Source organism: Arthrobacter sp. Bz4, from assembly GCF_003075455.1.
GTDB lineage: Bacteria > Actinomycetota > Actinomycetes > Actinomycetales > Micrococcaceae > Arthrobacter_D.
Genome location: NZ_QDAE01000009.1, coordinates 26693 through 46367, shown reverse-complemented (window position 1 = coordinate 46367; position 19675 = coordinate 26693). Strand labels below are relative to the sequence as shown.

Annotated in this window: 21 protein-coding genes, 1 pseudogene and 1 riboswitch; of the genes and pseudogenes, 14 read left to right on the top strand and 8 right to left on the bottom strand. The window is 65.7% G+C overall.

The window, feature by feature from the left end:
• Nucleotides 1-11: 11 nt before the first annotated feature.
• The 5 genes from DDA93_RS08995 (at nt 12) to DDA93_RS08975 (ending at nt 6232) form a co-directional block, all read left to right on the top strand.
• Nucleotides 12-713, top strand: coding sequence for an IclR family transcriptional regulator (locus DDA93_RS08995; RefSeq protein ID WP_116778565.1), 702 nt, complete (start codon nt 12-14; stop codon nt 711-713).
• Between the two features lie 97 nt (nt 714-810).
• On the top strand, nt 811-2403 hold the full coding sequence (hutU, locus tag DDA93_RS08990; RefSeq protein ID WP_243400570.1) for a urocanate hydratase: 1593 nt from the start codon (nt 811-813) through the stop codon (nt 2401-2403).
• A 48-nt stretch (nt 2404-2451) separates the two neighbouring features.
• Nucleotides 2452-3678 carry an allantoate amidohydrolase gene (locus tag DDA93_RS08985; RefSeq protein ID WP_116778564.1) on the top strand — a complete coding sequence of 409 codons (1227 nt, stop codon included), beginning with the start codon at nt 2452-2454 and terminating at the stop codon, nt 3676-3678.
• Nucleotides 3675-5024, top strand: coding sequence for a formimidoylglutamate deiminase (locus DDA93_RS08980; RefSeq protein WP_116778563.1), 1350 nt, complete (start codon nt 3675-3677; stop codon nt 5022-5024). The genes DDA93_RS08985 and DDA93_RS08980 overlap by 4 nt, the downstream gene beginning before the upstream one ends.
• Nucleotides 5021-6232: an amidohydrolase family protein gene (locus DDA93_RS08975; RefSeq protein WP_116778562.1), complete on the top strand. Its 1212-nt coding sequence runs from the start codon at nt 5021-5023 to the stop codon at nt 6230-6232. Before DDA93_RS08980 ends, DDA93_RS08975 begins: the two co-directional genes overlap by 4 nt.
• Before the next feature lie 84 nt (nt 6233-6316).
• On the opposite strand, the gene DDA93_RS08970 is transcribed toward DDA93_RS08975, so the two are convergent.
• The 4 genes from DDA93_RS08970 to DDA93_RS08960 all read right to left on the bottom strand — a co-directional run bounded on the left by DDA93_RS08970 (nt 6317) and on the right by DDA93_RS08960 (nt 9501).
• Nucleotides 6317-7231, bottom strand: a complete 915-nt coding sequence (locus DDA93_RS08970) for a carbohydrate ABC transporter permease (RefSeq protein WP_196867292.1) — start codon at nt 7229-7231, stop codon at nt 6317-6319.
• Nucleotides 7232-7233: 2 nt separating this feature from the next.
• Nucleotides 7234-7914, bottom strand: a complete 681-nt coding sequence (locus DDA93_RS08965) for a sugar ABC transporter permease (RefSeq protein ID WP_243400569.1) — start codon at nt 7912-7914, stop codon at nt 7234-7236.
• Nucleotides 7905-8168, bottom strand: a complete 264-nt coding sequence (locus DDA93_RS16770) for a hypothetical protein (RefSeq protein ID WP_243400568.1) — start codon at nt 8166-8168, stop codon at nt 7905-7907. Before DDA93_RS16770 ends, DDA93_RS08965 begins: the two co-directional genes overlap by 10 nt.
• Before the next feature lie 85 nt (nt 8169-8253).
• Nucleotides 8254-9501: an extracellular solute-binding protein gene (locus tag DDA93_RS08960; protein ID WP_116778561.1), complete on the bottom strand. Its 1248-nt coding sequence runs from the start codon at nt 9499-9501 to the stop codon at nt 8254-8256.
• Between the two features lie 296 nt (nt 9502-9797).
• Between DDA93_RS08960 and DDA93_RS08955 the strand changes: the two genes are divergently transcribed.
• The 7 genes and pseudogenes from DDA93_RS08955 to DDA93_RS08930 all read left to right on the top strand — a co-directional run bounded on the left by DDA93_RS08955 (nt 9798) and on the right by DDA93_RS08930 (nt 15190).
• The gene (locus tag DDA93_RS08955) at nt 9798-10745 is read left to right on the top strand and encodes an SIS domain-containing protein (protein WP_116778560.1); all 948 of its coding nucleotides are present in this window, start codon (nt 9798-9800) and stop codon (nt 10743-10745) included.
• 7 nt (nt 10746-10752) lie between these two features.
• Nucleotides 10753-11205, top strand: a complete 453-nt coding sequence (locus DDA93_RS17110) for a hypothetical protein (protein WP_347693333.1) — start codon at nt 10753-10755, stop codon at nt 11203-11205.
• Nucleotides 11097-11714 (top strand): ROK family protein, encoded by a 618-nt coding sequence (locus DDA93_RS17105; RefSeq protein ID WP_347693362.1) that lies wholly within the window; start codon nt 11097-11099, stop codon nt 11712-11714. The genes DDA93_RS17110 and DDA93_RS17105 overlap by 109 nt, the downstream gene beginning before the upstream one ends.
• Nucleotides 11711-12672 (top strand): annotated as a pseudogene (locus tag DDA93_RS08945) (PfkB family carbohydrate kinase). Before DDA93_RS17105 ends, DDA93_RS08945 begins: the two are co-directional and overlap by 4 nt.
• Nucleotides 12669-13553, top strand: a complete 885-nt coding sequence (locus tag DDA93_RS08940; protein WP_116778559.1) for a class II fructose-bisphosphate aldolase — start codon at nt 12669-12671, stop codon at nt 13551-13553. Before DDA93_RS08945 ends, DDA93_RS08940 begins: the two are co-directional and overlap by 4 nt.
• Nucleotides 13550-14350 carry a DeoR/GlpR family DNA-binding transcription regulator gene (locus DDA93_RS08935; protein ID WP_116778558.1) on the top strand — a complete coding sequence of 267 codons (801 nt, stop codon included), beginning with the start codon at nt 13550-13552 and terminating at the stop codon, nt 14348-14350. Before DDA93_RS08940 ends, DDA93_RS08935 begins: the two co-directional genes overlap by 4 nt.
• 30 nt (nt 14351-14380) lie before the next feature.
• The gene (locus tag DDA93_RS08930; RefSeq protein WP_243400567.1) at nt 14381-15190 is read left to right on the top strand and encodes a CPBP family intramembrane glutamic endopeptidase; all 810 of its coding nucleotides are present in this window, start codon (nt 14381-14383) and stop codon (nt 15188-15190) included.
• A 41-nt stretch (nt 15191-15231) separates the two neighbouring features.
• Here DDA93_RS08930 and DDA93_RS08925 read toward each other — a convergent pair whose 3' ends face one another.
• Together DDA93_RS08925 and DDA93_RS08920 are read right to left on the bottom strand one after the other, a co-directional pair.
• The gene (locus DDA93_RS08925) at nt 15232-15873 is read right to left on the bottom strand and encodes a VOC family protein (RefSeq protein ID WP_019483543.1); all 642 of its coding nucleotides are present in this window, start codon (nt 15871-15873) and stop codon (nt 15232-15234) included.
• 4 nt (nt 15874-15877) lie between these two features.
• Nucleotides 15878-16306, bottom strand: a complete 429-nt coding sequence (locus DDA93_RS08920) for a hypothetical protein (RefSeq protein ID WP_116778557.1) — start codon at nt 16304-16306, stop codon at nt 15878-15880.
• 117 nt (nt 16307-16423) lie between these two features.
• Nucleotides 16424-16559: riboswitch (SAM riboswitch) on the top strand.
• Nucleotides 16560-16577: 18 nt separating this feature from the next.
• Here DDA93_RS08920 and DDA93_RS08915 point away from each other — a divergent pair.
• A complete protein-coding gene (locus DDA93_RS08915; protein ID WP_116778556.1) occupies nt 16578-17711 on the top strand; it encodes a homoserine O-acetyltransferase in 1134 nt (377 codons plus the stop codon).
• Nucleotides 17712-17725: 14 nt separating this feature from the next.
• Here DDA93_RS08915 and DDA93_RS08910 read toward each other — a convergent pair whose 3' ends face one another.
• A complete protein-coding gene (locus DDA93_RS08910; RefSeq protein ID WP_116778601.1) occupies nt 17726-18547 on the bottom strand; it encodes an SGNH/GDSL hydrolase family protein in 822 nt (273 codons plus the stop codon).
• A gap of 115 nt (nt 18548-18662) precedes the next feature.
• Between DDA93_RS08910 and DDA93_RS08905 the strand changes: the two genes are divergently transcribed.
• Nucleotides 18663-19373, top strand: coding sequence for an alpha/beta fold hydrolase (locus DDA93_RS08905; protein ID WP_207771330.1), 711 nt, complete (start codon nt 18663-18665; stop codon nt 19371-19373).
• On the opposite strand, the gene DDA93_RS08900 is transcribed toward DDA93_RS08905, so the two are convergent.
• The gene (locus DDA93_RS08900; RefSeq protein ID WP_116778555.1) at nt 19360-19620 is read right to left on the bottom strand and encodes an RNA-binding S4 domain-containing protein; all 261 of its coding nucleotides are present in this window, start codon (nt 19618-19620) and stop codon (nt 19360-19362) included. The genes DDA93_RS08905 and DDA93_RS08900 overlap by 14 nt on opposite strands.
• Between the last annotated feature and the right edge of the window lie 55 nt (nt 19621-19675).

Genomic DNA, 19675 nt, shown 5'->3' with positions numbered 1-19675 from the left:
GGAGGCACCAGATGGCCGACGCATCGACCCGCACCGTTGAACGCGCGTTACTCCTCCTCGGCACCGTGTGTGACCGGGGTGTGGTCAGCCTGGCCGACGCGGCCCGGGACGCCACGCTCTCAGCCTCCACAGCATTGCGACTGCTTCGCACCCTCGAGTCCACCGGCTTCGTCCGGAAGGACGACGACGGGTACCGGCCGGGGATGCGCATCGTCCAGCTCGGCGCCCAGGCGCTCAGCCACGAGTCCCTGGTCTCGCTGGCGGGGGCAGCCCTGGACCGGCTGGTCGGCGGGACGGGGGAGTCCGCCTACCTGAACGTCCCCGCCGATGACGGCCACGGCATCTACATTGCCGTGCGCGAAGGAACCCACTCGGTCCGACACACCAGCTGGGTGGGTCGTCGCATTCCCCTGACCGGGACCGCCGCCGGCAAGGTCCTCGCCGGGGAGGCTCCGTCATGCGGCTACGTCGTGGTCCGCAACGGTATTGAACCCGACGTCACCGCTGTCGCCGCCCCGGTGATGATCGGTGACCGGATCGCCGCCTCGCTCAGCGTGGTGGTTCCCAGTTACCGCATCAGCGAGCAACAGGCCGACACGCTCGGCGAACTGGTCGCAGCCGAAGCCCGCAGCATCCTCAACACGTCCACCGCCACCCCCGCTCCCGGCGGCACCCACCCGGGAGACACCGAAATTCAGGGAGAATCCGCATGAGCAAGTCGTTCACCCAGCACGACCCAACCCGTTCCATCCGCGCGCGCGGGGCACCACCCTCACCGCCAAGAGCTGGCAGACCGAGGCGCCCCTGCGCATGCTCATGAACAACCTGGACCCCGAAGTCGCCGAACGCCCCGAGGACCTGGTGGTCTACGGCGGCACCGGCCGTGCCGCACGCAGCTGGGAAGCCTACGACGCCATCGTCCGATCCCTCGAGGACCTCGAAGACGACGAGACACTCCTGGTGCAGTCCGGCAAGCCCGTCGGTATCTTCCGCACCAACACGTGGGCCCCACGCGTCCTGCTGGCCAACTCCAACCTGGTGGGGGACTGGGCCACCTGGCCCGAATTCCGGAAGCTCGAAGCCGAGGGCCTGATGATGTACGGACAGATGACCGCCGGATCGTGGATCTACATCGGTACCCAGGGCATCCTGCAGGGCACCTACGAGACCTTCGCCGCAGTCGCCCGCAAACTGGGCAAGTCCCCGACCGCCACCCTCGCCGGCACGCTGACCCTGACCGCCGGTTGCGGTGGCATGGGCGGCGCCCAGCCGCTCGCGGTCACCTTGAACGGCGGAGCGGTGCTGATTGTTGACGTCGACCGGGCCCGCCTTGAGCGCCGCGCCGCCAAACGCTACCTCGACGTCGTCGCCACCGACCTGGAAGACGGCCTGCGCCAAGTGCTGGCAGCCAAAGAGGAGAAACGCGCACTGTCGGTCGGGGTCGTCGGGAATGCCGCCGAAGTCTTCCCCGAACTGCTGCGCCGCCACCTGGCCGGGAAGCTCACCATCGACATTGTCACCGACCAGACGTCGGCGCACGATCCGCTGAGCTACCTGCCGGAGGGCATGTCAACCGAAGAGTGGGACCGGGAGGCGAAGGGCGATCCCGACGGGTTCACCAAAAAGGCGCAGACCTCAATGGCTCACCATGTCGAGGCGATGGTCGGCTTCCAGGACGCCGGCGCCGAAGTCTTCGATTACGGCAACTCCATCCGCGACGAGGCCCGCCAGGGCGGCTACGCGCGGGCCTTCGAGTTTCCCGGCTTTGTCCCCGCCTACATCCGGCCCTTGTTCTGCGAGGGAATGGGGCCGTTCCGCTGGGTGGCGCTCTCCGGCGATCCCACCGATATTGCCGTTTCCGATGCCGCGCTGAAGGAGCTGTTCCCCGGGAACGAGCACCTGCACCGCTGGCTCGACGCCGCCGGGGACCTGGTCGAGTTCGAAGGCCTGCCGGCACGGATCTGCTGGCTCGGCTACGGCGACCGCGCCAAAGCCGGGCTGCTGTTCAACCAGCTGGTCGCCGACGGCAGGGTATCCGCGCCCATCGTGATCGGGCGCGACCACCTCGACTCCGGGTCCGTGGCGTCCCCCTACCGGGAGACCGAGGCCATGGCCGACGGGTCCGACGCCGTCGCCGACTGGCCGCTCCTCAACGCGCTCCTGAACACGTCCTCGGGAGCCACCTGGGTCTCCATCCACCACGGCGGCGGGGTCGGCATCGGGCGTTCCATTCACGCCGGGCAGGTATCGGTGGCGGACGGTACCCCACTGGCTGCGGAGAAGCTGGAACGGCTGCTGACCAACGATCCCGGCATGGGCGTCATCCGCCACGTCGACGCCGGCTATCAGCGCGCGTCCGACGTCGCAGCGGAACGTGGGGTCCGTATCCCCATGGCAGACTGACAATCAACCGGCCCGGCACTTCTGCCCGCAGGCCCTGGAGAGGTTTTTATGACTACCGTAAGTGACATGCTCGGAGCCATTTCCGACGTCGGACGCGACTCCGTTCGGGGCGGGTATTCACGGCCGGTGTTCTCCATGGCCGAACTGGAGTTGCGCGAATGGTTCACCGCCGAAGCCACGAAACTCGGTCTTGAGGTCAGCACCGACCGCAATGGGATCCTGTGGGGCTGGTGGGACGCCGAATCGGGGGACCGCACCGGCGCGCTGGTCACCGGCAGCCATCTGGACTCGGTACCCGGGGGTGGAGCGTTCGACGGGCCACTCGGCGTCGCCGCAGCCCTCGCCGCCGTTGACGTACTAAAGGAACGCGGCGTCGAACCCCGGCGCGGCCTCGCCGTGACCGTTTTTCCCGAAGAGGAAGGCTCCCGGTTCGGCGTAGCGTGTCTGGGGTCGCGCCTGCTCACCGGTGCCATCGACGCCGACCGGGTGCGGAACCTCAAGGACCCGGCAGGCAACACTTTCGCCGACGTCAGCCGCGCCCATGGGCTGGACCCGAAACACCTCGGGCGCGATGAGGAAGCGCTGCGGACCATCGGCGACTTCATTGAACTCCATGTCGAACAGGGCAGGGCCTTGATCGACCTGGACTCCCCGGTTGGCGTCGGCTCGTCCATCCTCGGCCACGGGCGCTGGCGGCTCACCGTCCAGGGTCAGGGCAACCACGCCGGCACCACCCTGATGGCCGACCGCGCCGATCCGATGGTCGTCGCCGCGCAGATCGTGCTCGCTATCCGCCGGACCGCCGCCAGCCAGGACGACGCCCGTGCCACGGTCGGGCGCCTGCAGCCGGTGCCGGGCGGGACCAACGTCATCGCCTCCCGCGTCGACCTCTGGCTCGACGTCCGCCACCCCGACGACTCGGTGACCGCGGCGCTGGTGGAATCCATCCATGGCCAGGCTCAGAAGGCCGCAGCCTTCGAAGGCTGCTCGGTCACCCTCACCGAGGAATCCTTCAGCAGCACCGTCCACTTCGACGCGCCCCTGCAACGCCAGCTCCAGAACTCCCTCCGCCGCACCACCTCCGAGCACCAGGTGCCCGCCCTGCCGACCGGCGCGGGCCACGACGCCGGCGTCCTGGCCGGCTACGTACCCTCCGGCATGGTCTACATCCGAAACCCGACGGGCATCAGCCACTCGCCGGAAGAGTTCGTTGAGGACACCGATGCAAACCTTGCCGCCAGCGCGCTCGCCGACGTACTGGAGGACCTGCTGTGATCACCTTCTGGTGCGAGCAGGCCTGGGTCGCTGGCCGCGGAATCCAGCCGCGCGTCCGCATCGAGGCCGACGACGGCGGCACCATCACCGCGGTGACGGCCGGCGTCGACGCCGCGCCGGCGGACCGCCGCGACCTCGCCGGGGTGGTTTTCCCCGCCGCCGCCAACGCCCACTCGCATGCCTTCCACCGGCTGCTTCGGGGACGGACCCACGACGACGGCGGCGACTTCTGGGGCTGGCGGGAAGAAATGTACCGCGCGGCGCGGCAACTGACTCCCGCCAGCTATGAACGGCTCGCCACGGCAGTCTTCACCGAGATGGTGGTCACCGGCTGGACCAGCGTCGCCGAATTCCACTATGTTCACCACCAGCCGGGCGGTGAACCCTACGGGCCCAACGGCGGTGAGAAGCACGCCATGGAACTCGCCCTGTGCCGCGCGGCGGTCACCGCGGGAATCCGGCTGACCCTGCTGGACACCTGCTACCTCGCCGGGGGCATCGGAGCGCCACTGAACCCTGACCAGGAGCGGTTTGGCGACGCCGACGCCGACGCCTGGCTTCGCCGGTTCACCGACCTCCGCCGGAGCGTCGCCGAACAGTTCGAGCCAGCCTTCGTTACCGTCGGTGCTGCGCTGCACTCGGTTCGCGCGGTCCCCGAACAGGCACTCCGGACCCTCGCTGCAGGCCTTCCCGCCGATGTCCCCCTTCACATTCACCTGTCGGAACAACCGGCAGAAAATGCCGACTGCCTGAAGCATTACGGCACCACACCCACCGGACTGCTGCACCGGCACGGGCTGCTCACCGACCGACTCAGCGCGGTCCACGCCACCCATCTCACCCCCGAGGACATCACCCTGTTGGGAGCTGCGGGCACCACCGCAGTGATCTGCCCGACCACCGAGGCGGACCTCGCCGACGGCATCGGGCCAGCCCGCGCCCTTCGCGACGCCGGCGCCCGGATCGCCCTAGGCACTGACCAGCATGCGGTGATCGACCCGTGGCTGGAAATGCGGGCGCTCGAACACGGGGAACGGCTGGCCTCCGGGCACCGTGGACGGTTTGCCCCCGCCGACCTGCTGAACGCCGCAACCACCGGTGCGTCCCGCTCCATGGCTACCCCCGTGGCAGCCATCAGGGTAGGAAGTCCGTGCGACCTGGTCAGCATCGACCAAGCATCGCTGCGCACCGCCGGATCCGATCCCGCCCAGCTGCCGCTCACCGCCACGGCCGCCGACGTGACGGCCGTCGTCGTCGCCGGCCGGGTCATCGCCCTCGACGGGCAACACCTTGACCTTGGCGATCCGGCCGCCCTGCTGGCCGCCACCCTGAAGGGACACGGATGAGTACGCTGATCACCAACATCGGTGAACTGCTGACGCAGGACCGCGAGCAGGCCGTCCTGAAAGATGCTGCGGTGGTGTTTGAGGGGGAGCGGATCAGCTGGATCGGGGCCGCATCGGATGCGCCGGCCGCAGACGAAAGGGTCGACGCGGGCGGACGCGCCGGGCTCCCCGGCTGGGTGGACAGCCACACGCACCTCGTCTTCGCGGGAGACCGCACCGCCGAGTTCGAGGCCCGGATGGCGGGTGAAGTCTATGCGGCGGGCGGGATTGCCGTCACCACCAATGCCACCCGGGCAGCCTCGGACTACGACCTCACCCGGCTCCTGCTCGGTCGGGTCGCCGAAGCAAATGCGGGCGGCACCACTTACCTGGAGACCAAGACCGGGTACGGGCTCGACGTCGGCCACGAAGCCCGCAGCGCCCGCATCGCAGCCGGCGTCGTCGACGAGGTGACATACCTGGGTGCGCATCTGGTCCCGGCCGGGGTCGATCCGGAGGACTATGTCCGCCTGGTCTGCGGGCCGATGCTCGACGCCGTCCGCCCCTTTGTGACCTGGGCCGACGTGTTCTGCGAACGGGGCGCCTTCACCGCCGAGCAATCCCGGGAAATCCTTCGCACCTGCCGGGACAGCGGCCTGGGACTTCGCGTCCACGGAAACCAGCTGGGCCACGGCGAGGGAGTGCAACTCGCCGTCGAGTTCGGTGCCGCCAGCGTGGACCACGTAAACCACCTGACCGGGGCGGACCTCGACGCGCTCGCCGGCACCTGGTCCGGCTGGGACCCGGGCTCGGGCTCCGGCGTTCGCGGCACGGTGGCCACGTGCCTGCCGGCCTGCGACCTGTCCACCCGCCAGCCGTTGGCCCCAGGCCGCGAATTGCTGGACGCCGGGGTCGAGATTGCGCTGGCCTCCAACTGCAACCCCGGCACCTCGTACACCACCTCGATGGCCTACTGCGTGACCACGGCCGTCCTGCAGATGCGGCTGAGTGTTCACGAAGCCGTCCGGGCGGCTACCTTCGGCGGCGCGCTGGCGCTGCACCGGGAGACAGGGGTCGACGACGACGGCCTCCGCGCGGTTGGGTCCCTCGCCGTCGGGCACCGGGCAGACCTGCAACTGCTGAACGCACCGGCTGCCACCCACCTGGCCTACCGGCCGGGGGTGCCGCTGACCCACGCCGTCTGGAAGCAGGGCGCCAGGATCGTCTGACCCCAGACCAACGACCATCTGCCCACCGGGACAAAACCTGGTGGGCAGATGATCGAGACAGGAAGGGAACGCGGAAGTACGCCGCTACTTCACGGCCCCCGCTGTGAGGCCACCGATCAGACGCTTCTCGATCAGCGCGAACAGGATGATCACCGGAATGATCGCGACAATTGAGATACCAAACACGTACTGCCACGAGGTGGCATACTGACCGATGAACTTTGTCAGTGCCACCGATAGCGGCTGATTCTCCGCGGTCGACATGATCACCAGGGAAGCCGCGAACTCGTTCCAGGAAGACACAAAGGTGAAGATGACGGCGGTGACAATGCCCGGCCAGACCAGGGGCAGATTGACCCTGAACATCACCGTCAGCTTCCCGGCGCCATCCAGCTGGGCAGCCTCGTCAATTTCTTTGGGAATCGCCGCGAAGAAGCTGTGCATGATCCACAGCGCGAAGGAGAGGTTGAACGCCGCGTTGATCAGAATCATGGCCAGCCAGGTGTCGTTGATCCCCAGCAGCAACATTTCACGAAACAGGCCGGCGGTCAGCACCGCTGGCTGCAGCATCTGGGTGACGATGACCAGGAACAAGAACACAGTCTTGCCCGGGAACCGGAACCTGGCCGTGTAGTACGCCGCGGGGGTGGCCACCAGAAGGACGAGGAGAGTCGCAAACACCGCAATGATGATCGTGGAGATCAGGTTGTAGGGCAACGGCGTTTCCGGGGTGCCCCACATGGTTGCATAGTTGCTCCACTGCAGGCCCTCGGTGGGGAAGTACGCGGGTGGCACAGAGAGGATTTCTGACCGGGTCTTCAGCGAGCCCACCAGCATGATGCCGTAGGGCAGCAGGAACACGAGTGCGACGATGGCGCCGATCACCATCCGGAGACCCATTTTGCGGCCGGAGACCTGATCGGCGCCGTACCGCTTCTGCCGTGCTTTCACTGGGGGCAGTGCTGAGCGTTCCGATTCGTTGAGCGTGGTCGTCGACATGCCTAGATCTCCTTCATCGGCTTGACGATTTTCACGTAAGCCGCAACGATCACGATGACGATGGCGAAGTTGACCACGCTGAGGGCACTGGCAATGTCCACTCGCCGATCAAACTGCAACACCTTGAAGATGTAGGTCATGAGGGTATCCGCCTGATACCCGGGGATCGATCCAGTGATAATCCTGAGGATCGGGAGGTTGTTGAACACGTTGATGATGTTGATCAGGACCGCCACGGCAAGAGCCCCCCGAAGCTGAGGCAGCACAATGCTGAAGTAGGTGCGGAAAGGCCCGGCCCCGTCCATCTTGGCTGCCTCGAGGGCGTCCTCCGGAACTGACTGCAAGCCAGCGAGCAACGTATAGGCAGTGAACGGGATTGACACGAACACCGCCACAATGATCGCCACTCCGAGAGCCGGCAGGACATTTTTGGTGAATCCATACGGCGAGTCGAGGATCCCGATGTCCACCATGAAGGTGTTCATAATCCCGTAGTTGCTGTCGAGGCCGTAATAGAACACGGTGGTGGTCATCACCACGCTGGCCGCCCAGGGAACAACTACTGCCATCCTGACAAAGGTACGGCCGGGAAAGGGCTTGTTCAGGAACTGGGCCAGGATCAGTGAGAGGAGCACTGTCAGCGATACCACCACCACCACCCAGACCACTGTGTTCAGCAGCACGCGCGGCAGGTTTGGATCAGAGAACACATCAGCGAAATTGGCGAACCCTGCGGAGCCTGATCGATACCGCTCTGGCTGATTTCCCGTGTGGAGTTGTAGATCATGAACCCCGCGGGGAAGATCACGATCGCGAAGATCAGAAGGAGGACGGGCCCAATCCAGGGGAGGGCGGCAGGCAGACCGTCGGAATTTTGTTTGCGGCGTTTGCGTCCAGGTGATGTGGACTGGCCAGCCAACACGGGCTGTGCGCTCATCGTAAATAGCTCATATCTCTACCGCCAATGGTTATGGGCCGCGCCGGTGCGGGCCGTGATGGACCGCACCGGCGCCGGCTGCTGGCTACTCGGCTGCTGCGTCAGCTTCCGCTTGAATCTGCTCGAGCACTTCTGCTGGTTCCATCCCTTGTCCAAGCTGGCCAAACAGGCTCTTGAACGCGCCATCGGTGGCGTTCCAGGCCGGGTTGGAGGTCGGGTAGAACACTGCACTCGGCAGCATGTCCAGGAACGGCGCCAGGGTTTCATCGCCGGACATCTGATCGGCACCGGAAATGGTGGTCGGCAGGAACCCTTCGGCGCTGACCCATTCGACGTAGTTGTCCTCGGCGAAGAAGAAGTCCATGAACGCGGTCACGGCCTCGGCCTTGTCGCCGTCGTTCTTGAACGACATCAGCCGGTCTGCGACACCCAGTGTCGCGGGCTCACCTGTCGCGGTGGGGATGTTCGCCAAACCGTAGTTCAGGTCAGGGTTTTCGGCTTCGATCTGGCCGACGGTCTGTGGCAGACCGTAAACCATTCCAATCTGGCCCTGGATGAACACGTTGATCATCGGGGTGCGTTGGGTGGCTCCCGGATCGGACTGGGTCAGTCCGTCGTCAATCATGCGTTTCATGAACTCGACTGCCTCGAGGTTTTCAGGCGTATCAACGGTGATTTCGTTTTCATCGCCGAATCCACCGCCATTGCCAGCCATCCAGATCAGTGCTTCACCCTGGGCTTCTTCGGAGCCGAGTGGCATGCCGTAACCGGGGGTTCCGGTCTCGGTGATAGCGTCAGCGGCATCGTAGAGCTCGTCCCAGGTGGTGGGTGCACCGTCAACGCCGGCTTCTTCGAACAGGTCCTCGTTGTAGAACATGGCCCGTGCGGACGCCAGCAACGGCAGGGCGTACTGGGTCCCGTCAAACTCCTCGTTGACCGCGAAGGACTCCTGGAAGTCTTCGAGAGTTTCGGGTGAGGCGATTTCCTCGGCCGGGTACAGCAGCCCTTCCTCGGCGAAGGCCGCAAAAGCGCCACCGTTGTAGATGTCCGGTGCCTCGCCGGCCTGGATCTGGGTGTTCAGGACCGACTCAAGGTTCTCCCACGATTCGACCTGAAGGTTGACCGAGATGTCCTCGTTGGCGGCCTCGAACTCCTCGATGACGCCTTCCCATAGAGCCCTGCTGTTGTCGGAATAGCTGGGTACCAGCAGGTCCAGGGAGGTGCTGCCTTCTGCGTCTCCGCCGGAATCCTCACCGCCAAAGCCGCAAGAGGTGAGCAAGAGACCGGCAGCCGCAACGCTTGCGACAACTCCGGTACGGATGGATTTCTTCATGGTTTCCTCGTTTTTCCAAAGGTGGTGCAGCTGCTAGAGCTGTCACAGGAATACTTGCAACAAGTTGACGGTATTGAGCTCAGAATGAGCATTACTGTTCATCCATTGTGGAACGATACTCGCGTGATCCACGTCTCACGTCAAGCTGATGCGGGAATTGAAATCTGAGCGTTACAAGACGCGCACTGCCCAAAACGTTCCAGGGATGGTTAGATTGGTACTGATTGCTTTACCTCTTGAAACGTCACACCTAATCACTCGCGGACCTAGCCGCGGCCACCGTGAAGGAGCGCCAGATGTCCCATCCCACCCCCGAGGCACCCGGTGCCCCAGCCCCCGCCGGGGCACACATGGACCGGGAGCTTCACTCCCAGCCAGCGGTCTGGCGACAGGCGATCGATCAGGCGATGGCCGAGGATCTCCTCCCGAAAGACGGCGACCGGGTGGCCGTCGTCGGCTGTGGCACGTCCTGGTTCATGGCGCAAAGCTACGCCGCTGCACGCGAAGGCGCCGGCAAAGGACTGACCGATGCGTTCGCTGCTTCCGAAGCGTCGGTCGTGGCAGGCCGCGGCTACGACGCGGTGGTCGCCATCTCCCGCTCAGGCACCACCACCGAGGTGCTGGAATTGATGAGGTCCTTGCAGGGCACGCTGCGGATGATCGCCGTGATCGGCGATGTCGATTCGCCCGCCATCGGGCTCGCCGACGCCGTCGTCGCCCTGCCCTACGCCGACGAGCAGTCGGTGGTGCAGACCCGGTTCGCCACTGCGGCGCTCGTCTATCTGCTCACCTCAGTGGGGATCGACCTGGAGCCAGCGTTGACCGACGCTGCGGCCGCCCTGGCAGCAGAGGTCAGTCCCCGGCTGCTCGACGCCGAACAGTTCACCTTCCTCGGCACGAACTGGACGGTGGGCCTTGCCCACGAGGCCGGACTGAAAATGCGCGAGGGCGTCCAGGGTTGGACCGAGTCCTACCCGGCGATGGAATACCGCCACGGTCCCATCTCGATCGCCGCACCGGGGCGGGTCGTGTGGCTCTTCGGTGCGGACATCCCTGGCCTCGCCGACGACGTCGCCCCCACCGGAGCCGACTATGTCTACACCGGGCGCCACCCCTTGGCTGATCTCGCCCTGATCCACAAAATCACCCTGGAGCGGGCGAGGGCACGGGGCCTGGATCCTGACCTGCCGCGCAACCTGACCCGCTCGGTCATTCTCGACTCCGCAGCCACCCACGATTCGTAGTCCCGGCGTGAGCACCATCGACCCAACGTCGACGCCGGAGCCAGCCACCGGTCCCGGCCAGGACCTGGTGCTGGCCATCGACGTGGGTGGCACCGATCTGAAGTCGGCACTCGCAGATCCTGCGGGGACCCTGACCGATATCCGACGCACCGCCACCCCGGCCATCTCCGGGGTGCCGGGCGAAAGCATCGTTGAGCGGTCGGCCGGGTTGCTCGCCGAGTATCGGGCGGCCTGGCCGGCGAAGACCATCGGAGCCATCGGATTGATCGCGCCGGGCCTGGTCGATGAGGTCAACGGCGTCGGCATCTATCTGCGAACCTGGGGTGGCGGGACTTTCCCTTCGCTGACCGGCTGCGGCGCGCCACTGGTCTGCCGGTCAGCTACGCTCACGACGTCGGCGCCGCCGGAGACGCAGAAATGCGCTTTGGGGCGGCCCGCGGGCTGGACGACGTCGTGGTGATCATTGTTGGCACCGGTATTGCCGGTGCCGTGTTCTGCGACGGTAAGCGGGTCCTCGGGGGCGGCTATGCCGGCGAACTGGGCCATGCCCAGGTGCCGGGCGGCCTGGACTGTACCTGCGGACTCCGGGGCTGCCTGGAAACCATCGGGTCGGCCGGTGCAATCGCCCGCCGCTACTCCGAACTCACCGGGCAGACCGTGCCCGGCGCCCGGGAGGTGTTCGCCGCAGCGGCTGCTGGGGACCCGGCAGGCCGCCGGGTAATCGATGACGCCATCACCGCTTTGGCGTTCAGCATTGCCCAATTGGTGGCGATCCTCGGCACCGAGGCGGTTGTCATTGGCGGCGGTCTGGCCCAGGCCGGTGCTGCGTTGCTTGATCCGCTGCGCCTGCGGGTCAAGCAGAACCTTTCCTTCCATCGCCACCCCGTCCTGCTCGCGGCCCAGATGGGTCAGGATGCAGGACTCATCGGGGCAGCGTTGCGTGCCCGCGGCCTGCTGGACGCGCCATGACACTGCACCTCCGCGGCCACGTCCTCACGGTGACCGCGAACCCGGCCATCGACCTGACCTATGCGGTCCCGCGGCTCATTCCCGGAGCCTCCCACCGCGTCTCGGCGCCGCTGCAGCGGGCTGGCGGTAAGGGACTGAACGTGGCAAGAGTGGTGCATCAGACCGGGTACCCGGCTCTCGCCGTGGCGCCCGTCGGGGGGACAGCCGGCGCCGAATTCAGCTCCGAACTCTCGGCCAGCGGCGTGCCTTACGCCCTGACCGAGGTGGCGGCGGCCACCCGGCGGAGCATGGCCTTTGTCGACAGGGAGGCAGGGCAGACCAGCATCTTCAATGAAGCAGGACGACCGCTGGCCGCCACCGAGTGGAATGCCCTGAGTGTGCTGGTGGAAGAAAACCTCACTGGCGCCGGGGTGCTCGTGGGAGCCGGCAGCCTGCCAGAGGGAGCGCCAGCCGATTTTTATCCAGCGCTGGTCCGCCAGGCACAAGCGCACGGAATTCCGTGCATCATCGACACCTCCGGCATTGCCTCCTGACCGCGGCTGACGCTGGTGCCGATGTGCTGAAACCCAACCACCATGAACTTCTGGAAGCGACCGGAGCGGCAACCATTGCCGACGGCGCCCAGATGTTGCTGGACCGCGGCGCGGGAACCGTAGTGGTCAGCTGCGCCGAGGCCGGCATGTACCTGTACCGGACGGGACAACCACCCCAGCAGGCGTCGCTACCCCGGGTGGACGGCAACCCGACGGGGGCCGGGGATGCGGCGGTAGCGGCGCTCGCCGTCGTACTCGCTGCCGGCATCACCTCCGCGGAAACCCTGCTGCGGCTCGCCGTTGCGTGGTCGGCCGCCGCGGTCCTGATGCCAGCCGCCGGCGAGTTGCACCCCAGCTACCCGGACCTGGAACCGGCAGTCACCGTCACCCAGCATCACCTACCCGAGCAGGAGTCCCGCGCATGACCCTCACACCGACAGGCGAACTGATGGCTGCGGCTACAGCCGCGGGAACCGGGATTGGCGCGTTCAACGTCATCCAGCTGGAAACCGCCGAGGCGCTGGTAGCCGGGGCCGAAGCGGCGGGGCTGCCCGTGATTCTCCAAATTTCCGAGAACTGCGTCAACTACCACCGCAGGCTGGAACCGATCGCTCTCGCCACCCTTGCCATCGCCCGCGCCGCCCTGGTGCCGGTCGCAGTGCATCTGGATCACGCTGAAGATCCTGAGCTGGCGTTCGCCGCGGTGGACCTGGGCTTCGGATCGGTGATGTACGACGGCGCCGCCCTGGACTTCGACGAGAATGTTGCCACCACCACCCGCGTGGCCACCTACGCCCGGGAACGCGGCGTGTATGTGGAAGCCGAACTCGGCAAGGTCGGCGGAAAGGACGGCGCTCACGCGCCGGGCGTCAGGACGGACCCGGGGGAGGCCGCCGCCTTTGTGGCCGCCACGGGTGTCGACGCGCTCGCCGTCGCCGTCGGCTCCTCCCACGCGATGACTCAGCGCAGCGCCGAACTGGACCTGGTCCTGATCGCGGCCCTGAACTCAGTGCTCGATGTGCCGCTGGTCCTGCACGGGTCGTCTGGGGTTTCTGACGACGTTATCGCTGCAGCGATCCGGGCCGGGATGACCAAAATCAATGTCTCCACGCACCTGAACAGTCTCTCCACCCGGGCCGTTCGCCTGTACCTGGACCACAATCCGACAATCGTCGACCCGCGGAAGTATATCGGGGCCGGGCGTGCTGCCATCGAATCGGAAACCGCACGCCTGCTCACCCTCTTCGCTACTGCCGGCCCGGTCGCTGCGGCAGCCACCATCAACGGGAACGGGCCAGCGGGATGAAACGCGCGGAACGGCTCAGCGCCATCCTTGACCTACTCTCCGAAGCCACCCAGGTGGAAGTCGACGAAATAGTCAGCAAGCTCAAAGTCTCACCGGCCACCGCCCGGCGGGACCTGGACAGCCTCGCGGAGCAGCGGTTGCTGACCCGCACACACGGTGGGGCCACCATCGAAACCGTCGCCTACGATCTGCCCGGGCGCTACAACAAGGACGTCCACGCCGAGGAGAAGCGTGCGATCGCGCAGGCCGCAAGCGACCTCATCCCCAAGGGAGCGGTGATCGGGCTCTGCGGCGGGACCACCAGCACGGCAATCGCCTCGGCGCTCAGCAAACGCAGCGACCTGATGGAACCGTCAAACAAGCCAACGCTCACCGTCGTCACCAACGCCATCAACATTGCAGCCCAGCTCGCTGTCCGGCCCAACTTCAAAATCATGGTCACCGGTGGCATCGTCAACCCCCGCTCCTATGAACTGGTGGGTTCGTATGCTGACGCGGTGCTGCAGCGGGTGGCCCTCGACCTGGCGTTTGTCGGAGTCAACGGGCTGGACCCGGTCGTCGGGCCCACCATCAGCGACGAGGGTGAAGCCGCGGTCAACGCAATGGTCGCCAAACGCGCCGCCAAGGCCTACGTTGTCGCGGACTCGTCGAAGATCGGCACCCGATGCTTCGCGACCATGACCGGCTACACCTTCAGCAATCTGATCACCGACTCAGGAATCACCGCCGCTCAGCGGCGGTCGTTCGAAGAGCATGGGACCACCGTTATCGTCGCCCCGAAGCTGGGTGCCGACTAGCCCCAAGGATCGCCCACTAGGATGGCTGGCATGTCCACCGAGATACCCAAGGCGTCCACGACGTCGACGCCGGACGATGTCAACCGGTCGGCCCCCGTCCAACGTCGGCGGATCACCGCCGAGATAGCGATTGTGCTCGGACTTTCCCTCGGGCAATCGGCTGTCTACGCGGTGGTCAACCTGCTCGACAAGCTCAGCCAGGCGCCGCTCGCTGCGCAGACCACCCGGCTGAATCCGGTCCTGAATGACCGCCAGTACTTCGACCTCACCTACCAGCTGCTCGGCATCTTCTTCGCGCTGGTTCCGGTGTTCCTGGTGCTATTCCTCCTGACGGAACCGGGAAAGTCGGCGTTCCGCACCCTGGGATTCACTTTCAGCCGGCCACGGGTCGATTTCGGCCTGGGGTTCGGCCTGGCGATGGTCATCGGGGTCGGCACGCTCGGCGTCTACGCGGCGGGGCGTGCGCTGGGGATCACGACGGCAATCGAGCCCGCTGCGCTCGACGCCTACTGGTGGACCGTGCCCGTCCTGATTCTCTCGGCGCTGCGTCACGCAGTGGTCGAAGAGGTCATTGTGGTGGGATACCTGTTTCACCGGCTGAAGCAGCTGGGCTGGTCAATGCCGGTCATTATCATCACCAGTGCCCTGCTCCGGGGCAGCTACCACCTGTATCAGGGCTTCGGGCCGTTTATCGGCAATGTCCTGATGGGTCTGATCTTTGGATATGCCTACACCCGGACCAAACGGGTGATGCCCCTGGTCATCGCCCACGCCCTGCTCGATATCGCCGGGTTTGTAGGCTTCGCCCTCTTTGGATCGGCGATTGGTATCGGCGACTAGTCGCGTGGCGACTTGTCGGCCGGTCACACGAAAGGGTGCAGTTAGATTTCCACCAGGCCGTTGGCAGTCTGGAAAGTCACGGACATGATGCCGGGAGTGCCATTGGGTGCCACCCACTGCACAACAACCTCATCGAGCGGCTCGGTCGCCGGCGTGCCCAGCCATTCAGCAATCCGGTCGGGGGACCCTGCAATGGTCAGCGAATCGAGGCGCACTGTAGCGGGTCGGGCCTGTGAGGGGTGCAGGGCCTCAGTACCGTCGTCCCACCGCAACATATAGGGGACCTGGGGATCAGCGATCAGCCCCTTGATGCCAATCTGCTGCCAGGTGAGCTCCTGACCGTCAGGAAATTTGCGGTTGCCCGGGACGGCGCTACGACCGAGGCGTTCCTCGAAGGGGGCCAGATCATCCACAGCAACACACCAACCCATCCAGCCGCCGCCAGCCTCGGACCGGGCGCGAACCGCCTGGCCGAAGGGAGCTTTGTCGGAAGCCGGGTGGTTCAGCACCTCAACAACTTCGAGATATTGACCGTTCAACATCGGGAAAATCATGTTCCTGGTGCCGAAGCGGGGATGCACACCACCCTTCACCGGGTCGACGCCGAGGGCATCGGCGATCCTCCCCGCAGTTGCTACGAGGCCGTCGGGTTCACAAGCATATGAGACATGGTCCAAGCGCATGGCCCTAGTTTGGCACTTTGTGATCTGTGTCTCGACTTAGGGGACCCTTACCGACGAAAAAGCGTCTCACGCCACCCCGGGCAGCCATCAGAACGATGATCAGCGCCGTGACCTGGAAGAAGCCACCCAGGTACACCGCATCGCCGAAGAGGAACGCCACCAGCTGGAGCACCAGGAGTTTGCTTCCGGGAAGCACCAGCAGCAGGGCCCCACCATTGATCACCCGGGGGAGAACCCGCTCAGCCGTACGGACGCGGGTCAACAGGGCCTTCTTCACCCGCATCACCAGTTCGAGCACCAGCTTCAGCAGCGCAGCGGTCAGCAACGCCAGGGTGAACGTCTCGGAAATCACCGCGGGAAACAGTTGAATGAACAGACCCAGGACGACGAGGTAGACAAATACATCGACGAGATCGATTGGGCGGATCCGCATGGCGCAAGCTTATCGGGCTGCTGGGGGTAGATCAGGGTCTTTCTTGCCACGGACGTTCAGATACACGGACGTTCACATATTTGCGTCGAAGCTGCGTTTTCGGGTTATCTAGGAACAGGTCACGAGTGCCAGCACGGAGCGGAACACCCCGCTCCACCAAGCCCCGGCTTGCTGGACGGCAACCCTCCTTCGCGGTGGGGTGCCCCGGGTGACGACCAGGCGGCGGACAGGGTGTCCGGCGCAAGCGCGGATTCCGAGGTGGGCGATACCAGTGACAACTATTCACACCGCACAACAGGACCGGGCCCAGGTGACACCTGACGGCGTCGTCCGCTCACTCGGTCTGGGCCCCTTCACCTGTGAAACCGGGGGGCACCTGCCCGAGGTTACGCTCGCCTATGAAACCTGGGGCACCCTCAACGACGATGGGTCCAATGCCGTCCTGATTCAGCATGCACTGACCGGCAGCTCCCATGTTGCCCGCGGCGATTCGACCGAAGACGGTTGGTGGGACCAGCTGGTGGGCCCCGGCAAAACCATCGACACCACCAGGTATTTTGTCGTATCCATCAATATGCTCGGCGGCTGCTATGGCTCCACCGGACCTGCGTCAGCGGACCCCGACGGCGTCCCCTGGGGCTCCCGATTTCCCTACCTCACGGTCAGGGATTCGGTCCGGGCCGAGGCCCTCCTGGCTGATGCGCTCGGAATCGATCGGTGGCACTCGGTGATCGGGGGGTCGCTCGGCGGCGCGAGGGCCCTGGAGTGGGCTCTGGTGTGCCCGGAGCGGGTCGAACGGTGCGCAGTCATCGCCTGCACTGCCGCAAGCTCGGCAGAGCAGATTGCCTTCGCCCAGGCGCAGCTGCAGGCTATCCGGTTGGACCCGGGATTCGCCGCGGGGGACTACTACCCGGGCACAGGCCCGGTTGCCGGGCTCGGGCTGGCCCGGCGCATCGCCCACATCACCTACCGGTCCGAGCCGGAGCTGGAGCACCGCTTCGGTCGGGCGGCACAGGGTGCTGAGACACCCTTCGGCTCGTCGGACCCGGCAGCCCGGGGCAGATTTCAGGTGGAAAGCTACCTTGACCATCAAGCCAGCAAGCTGGTGGAACGGTTCGACGCCAACAGCTATCTGGTGCTGACCGAAGCACTCATGGGGCATGATGCCGGCCGGGACCGCGGTCCCCTGCACCTGGCCTTGCGGGATGCCACCGCCGAGTTCTTCATCGCAGCGGTTGACTCGGACCGGTTGTATTTCCCCAGCCAGTCCCACACCCTGGCACAGGCCTTGCCGGGGGAGGTGCCCGTCCACACGATCGTCTCACCGATCGGCCACGACGCCTTCCTGACCGAGATCCACCAGCTCGATCAACGCCTGCGGGAAGCCTTCTACACCGATCACTAGTGAGTGACCAGGGCTTAGCCGCCGACGCCGGGGGGCATCCCGGGGCCAAAGATCGGAGCGGCATCGGGCCTTTTCGCCAGCACCCCGTCGCCCGAGGACTGGCGGCGGAGCCGGCGCAGCACCCAGGGGACGAAATACACCTTCGCCCACACCAGGTCCTCCGTCCGCGCGGCGCGCCAGCTCTGATGGGGCAGCGGTTGCGGTTCGAGCGGTGTCAGGGAATGGGGTACCGCGAGGGTTTCCAGCACCATCATGGCAATGGTGTGATGACCCAGCGGGGAAAAGTGCAACCGGTCTCCATCCCACATCTGCGGGTTCACCAGCTGCCGGAGCGCCCACATGTCTGCGATCAGCGCGTCATGCCGGGCGGCGATGATCCTCAGGTTTTCGTTGAAAATTGCGGTCCTGGACCTGAAGTTGCCCAGCACCGAATCTCGCGCGTCGGGGCCAGCGAACAAGACCACCGTCGCCTGATCCGCGCTGAGCGCCTCAACGGCACCGTCCAGCCGGGCCGCCAGCTGGTCCGGGTCGCCACCCGGCCGGATCAGGTCGTTGCCGCCGGCCGAGATGGTGATCAGGTCCGGCTTCAAGGCCAAAGCCGGTGCAACCTGCTGGTCCACGATCTGGTGCAGCAGCCGGCCACGAACGGCGAGGTTGGCATACGCGAAATCCTCCCGGCTCCTGCTGAGTTCTTCGGCGACCCGGTCGGCCCACCCCCTGTTGCCGCCCACGCTCTCGGGATTCGGGTCACCAATGCCCTCGGTGAATGAGTCACCGAGGGCAACATAGCGGGTCCACGGATGCGGGATACTGTTCGCCACGCTGCTCTCTGGCATGCTGTCGTGAGGATCGGCCGGGGTGTCGGGCGTCGGGTACAGGTTCCGGTTCATCCTTCTATCCTGTTACAGACCGATACTGAACGCGACCCTCCGCGCGTGAAAGACTAGGTCAATGACTCTTTCGGAATCACCCCACCTGCCAGCCGCCGATCACGCCACCGCGCCTGCCTGGGATCCCGTGGTCCTGTGGTCGCGCCCCGCGGCGGAACGCGAGGGCACCGCCCTGCTCGTCATGTTCCACGGACATCTTGCCAATGAGGAAGACCTCATGGGCTTAGTCGACCATCTGCCGCCCAACCTCACGGTCGCCTCCGTGCGGGCCCCCCACGCGATGGGGCCAGGGTTCACCTGGTTCCCCCTCACCCAGGACACCGGATACTCGGTGGATCTGGTGACCGACACCGTCGCCAACGTAGCCGGCTGGCTCGACTCGGTGAAAGCCGGGCATACCAGCGTGTCCCTGCTCGGCTTCTCCATGGGAATGGCCGTCGCCACCACCCTGCTGCGTCACCGCCCCCGCGACTTCACCGCCGTCGTCGGGCTCTCAGGGTTTGTGGTGCCAGCCGAGGGCAGCCAGTTCTTCAATGACGACGACGCCGCAGCGCACCCGGTGCCGCTCTTCTGGGGGCGCGATCAGGAGGATCCGGTGATTACTCCCGACCGGATTGAATTCACTCACCGCTGGGCTGTCGCACACACGAACCTCACCAAGGTGCTGTATGCGGGCATCGCCCACAGCATCAGCATGCGTGAGCTTGCCCACGTCAAGGAATTCCTCGAGCTGACAGTTTTCGGGATTGAACCGCAGCCTAACCGCCGTTAGCGGTCTCACGGGTGATAGTGACCGAGGCGCCATTCACGGTTACCACGTCGCCTGGATGGAGCTGCGCGCCGCGGCGCTCCTCGATGGCCCCGTTGACTTTCACTAGGCCGTTATCCACCAGCACCTTGGCCTGCGCGCCGTCCTCAGCGAGATTGGATAGCTTCAGCAGCTGACCCAGCCGGATCATGTCATCAGTAATGGGGATGGTGTGGCCGACGGTCGGGTCGCTTTCTGGGGATTGGTTCATGGCTCCATTCTGCCCGACCCTGCCGGTCTCAGCGGCATGGCTCCGAATCTCTTCA

Excerpts from the sequence above, each read along its gene's own strand:
- DDA93_RS08995 (WP_116778565.1), top strand. The coding sequence starts at position 12 with ATGGCCGACGCATCGACCCGCACCGTTGAACGCGCGTTACTCCTCCTC.
- hutU (WP_243400570.1), top strand. The coding sequence starts at position 811 with ATGCTCATGAACAACCTGGACCCCGAAGTCGCCGAACGCCCCGAGGAC.
- DDA93_RS08985 (WP_116778564.1), top strand. The coding sequence starts at position 2,452 with ATGACTACCGTAAGTGACATGCTCGGAGCCATTTCCGACGTCGGACGC.
- DDA93_RS08975 (WP_116778562.1), top strand. The coding sequence starts at position 5,021 with ATGAGTACGCTGATCACCAACATCGGTGAACTGCTGACGCAGGACCGC.
- DDA93_RS08970 (WP_196867292.1), bottom strand. The coding sequence starts at position 7,231 with ATGTCGACGACCACGCTCAACGAATCGGAACGCTCAGCACTGCCCCCA.
- DDA93_RS16770 (WP_243400568.1), bottom strand. The coding sequence starts at position 8,168 with ATGAGCGCACAGCCCGTGTTGGCTGGCCAGTCCACATCACCTGGACGC.
- DDA93_RS08960 (WP_116778561.1), bottom strand. The coding sequence starts at position 9,501 with ATGAAGAAATCCATCCGTACCGGAGTTGTCGCAAGCGTTGCGGCTGCC.
- DDA93_RS08955 (WP_116778560.1), top strand. The coding sequence starts at position 9,798 with ATGTCCCATCCCACCCCCGAGGCACCCGGTGCCCCAGCCCCCGCCGGG.
- DDA93_RS08940 (WP_116778559.1), top strand. The coding sequence starts at position 12,669 with ATGACCCTCACACCGACAGGCGAACTGATGGCTGCGGCTACAGCCGCG.
- DDA93_RS08935 (WP_116778558.1), top strand. The coding sequence starts at position 13,550 with ATGAAACGCGCGGAACGGCTCAGCGCCATCCTTGACCTACTCTCCGAA.
- DDA93_RS08930 (WP_243400567.1), top strand. The coding sequence starts at position 14,381 with ATGTCCACCGAGATACCCAAGGCGTCCACGACGTCGACGCCGGACGAT.
- DDA93_RS08925 (WP_019483543.1), bottom strand. The coding sequence starts at position 15,873 with ATGCGCTTGGACCATGTCTCATATGCTTGTGAACCCGACGGCCTCGTA.
- DDA93_RS08920 (WP_116778557.1), bottom strand. The coding sequence starts at position 16,306 with ATGCGGATCCGCCCAATCGATCTCGTCGATGTATTTGTCTACCTCGTC.
- DDA93_RS08910 (WP_116778601.1), bottom strand. The coding sequence starts at position 18,547 with ATGCCAGAGAGCAGCGTGGCGAACAGTATCCCGCATCCGTGGACCCGC.
- DDA93_RS08905 (WP_207771330.1), top strand. The coding sequence starts at position 18,663 with ATGACTCTTTCGGAATCACCCCACCTGCCAGCCGCCGATCACGCCACC.
- DDA93_RS08900 (WP_116778555.1), bottom strand. The coding sequence starts at position 19,620 with ATGAACCAATCCCCAGAAAGCGACCCGACCGTCGGCCACACCATCCCC.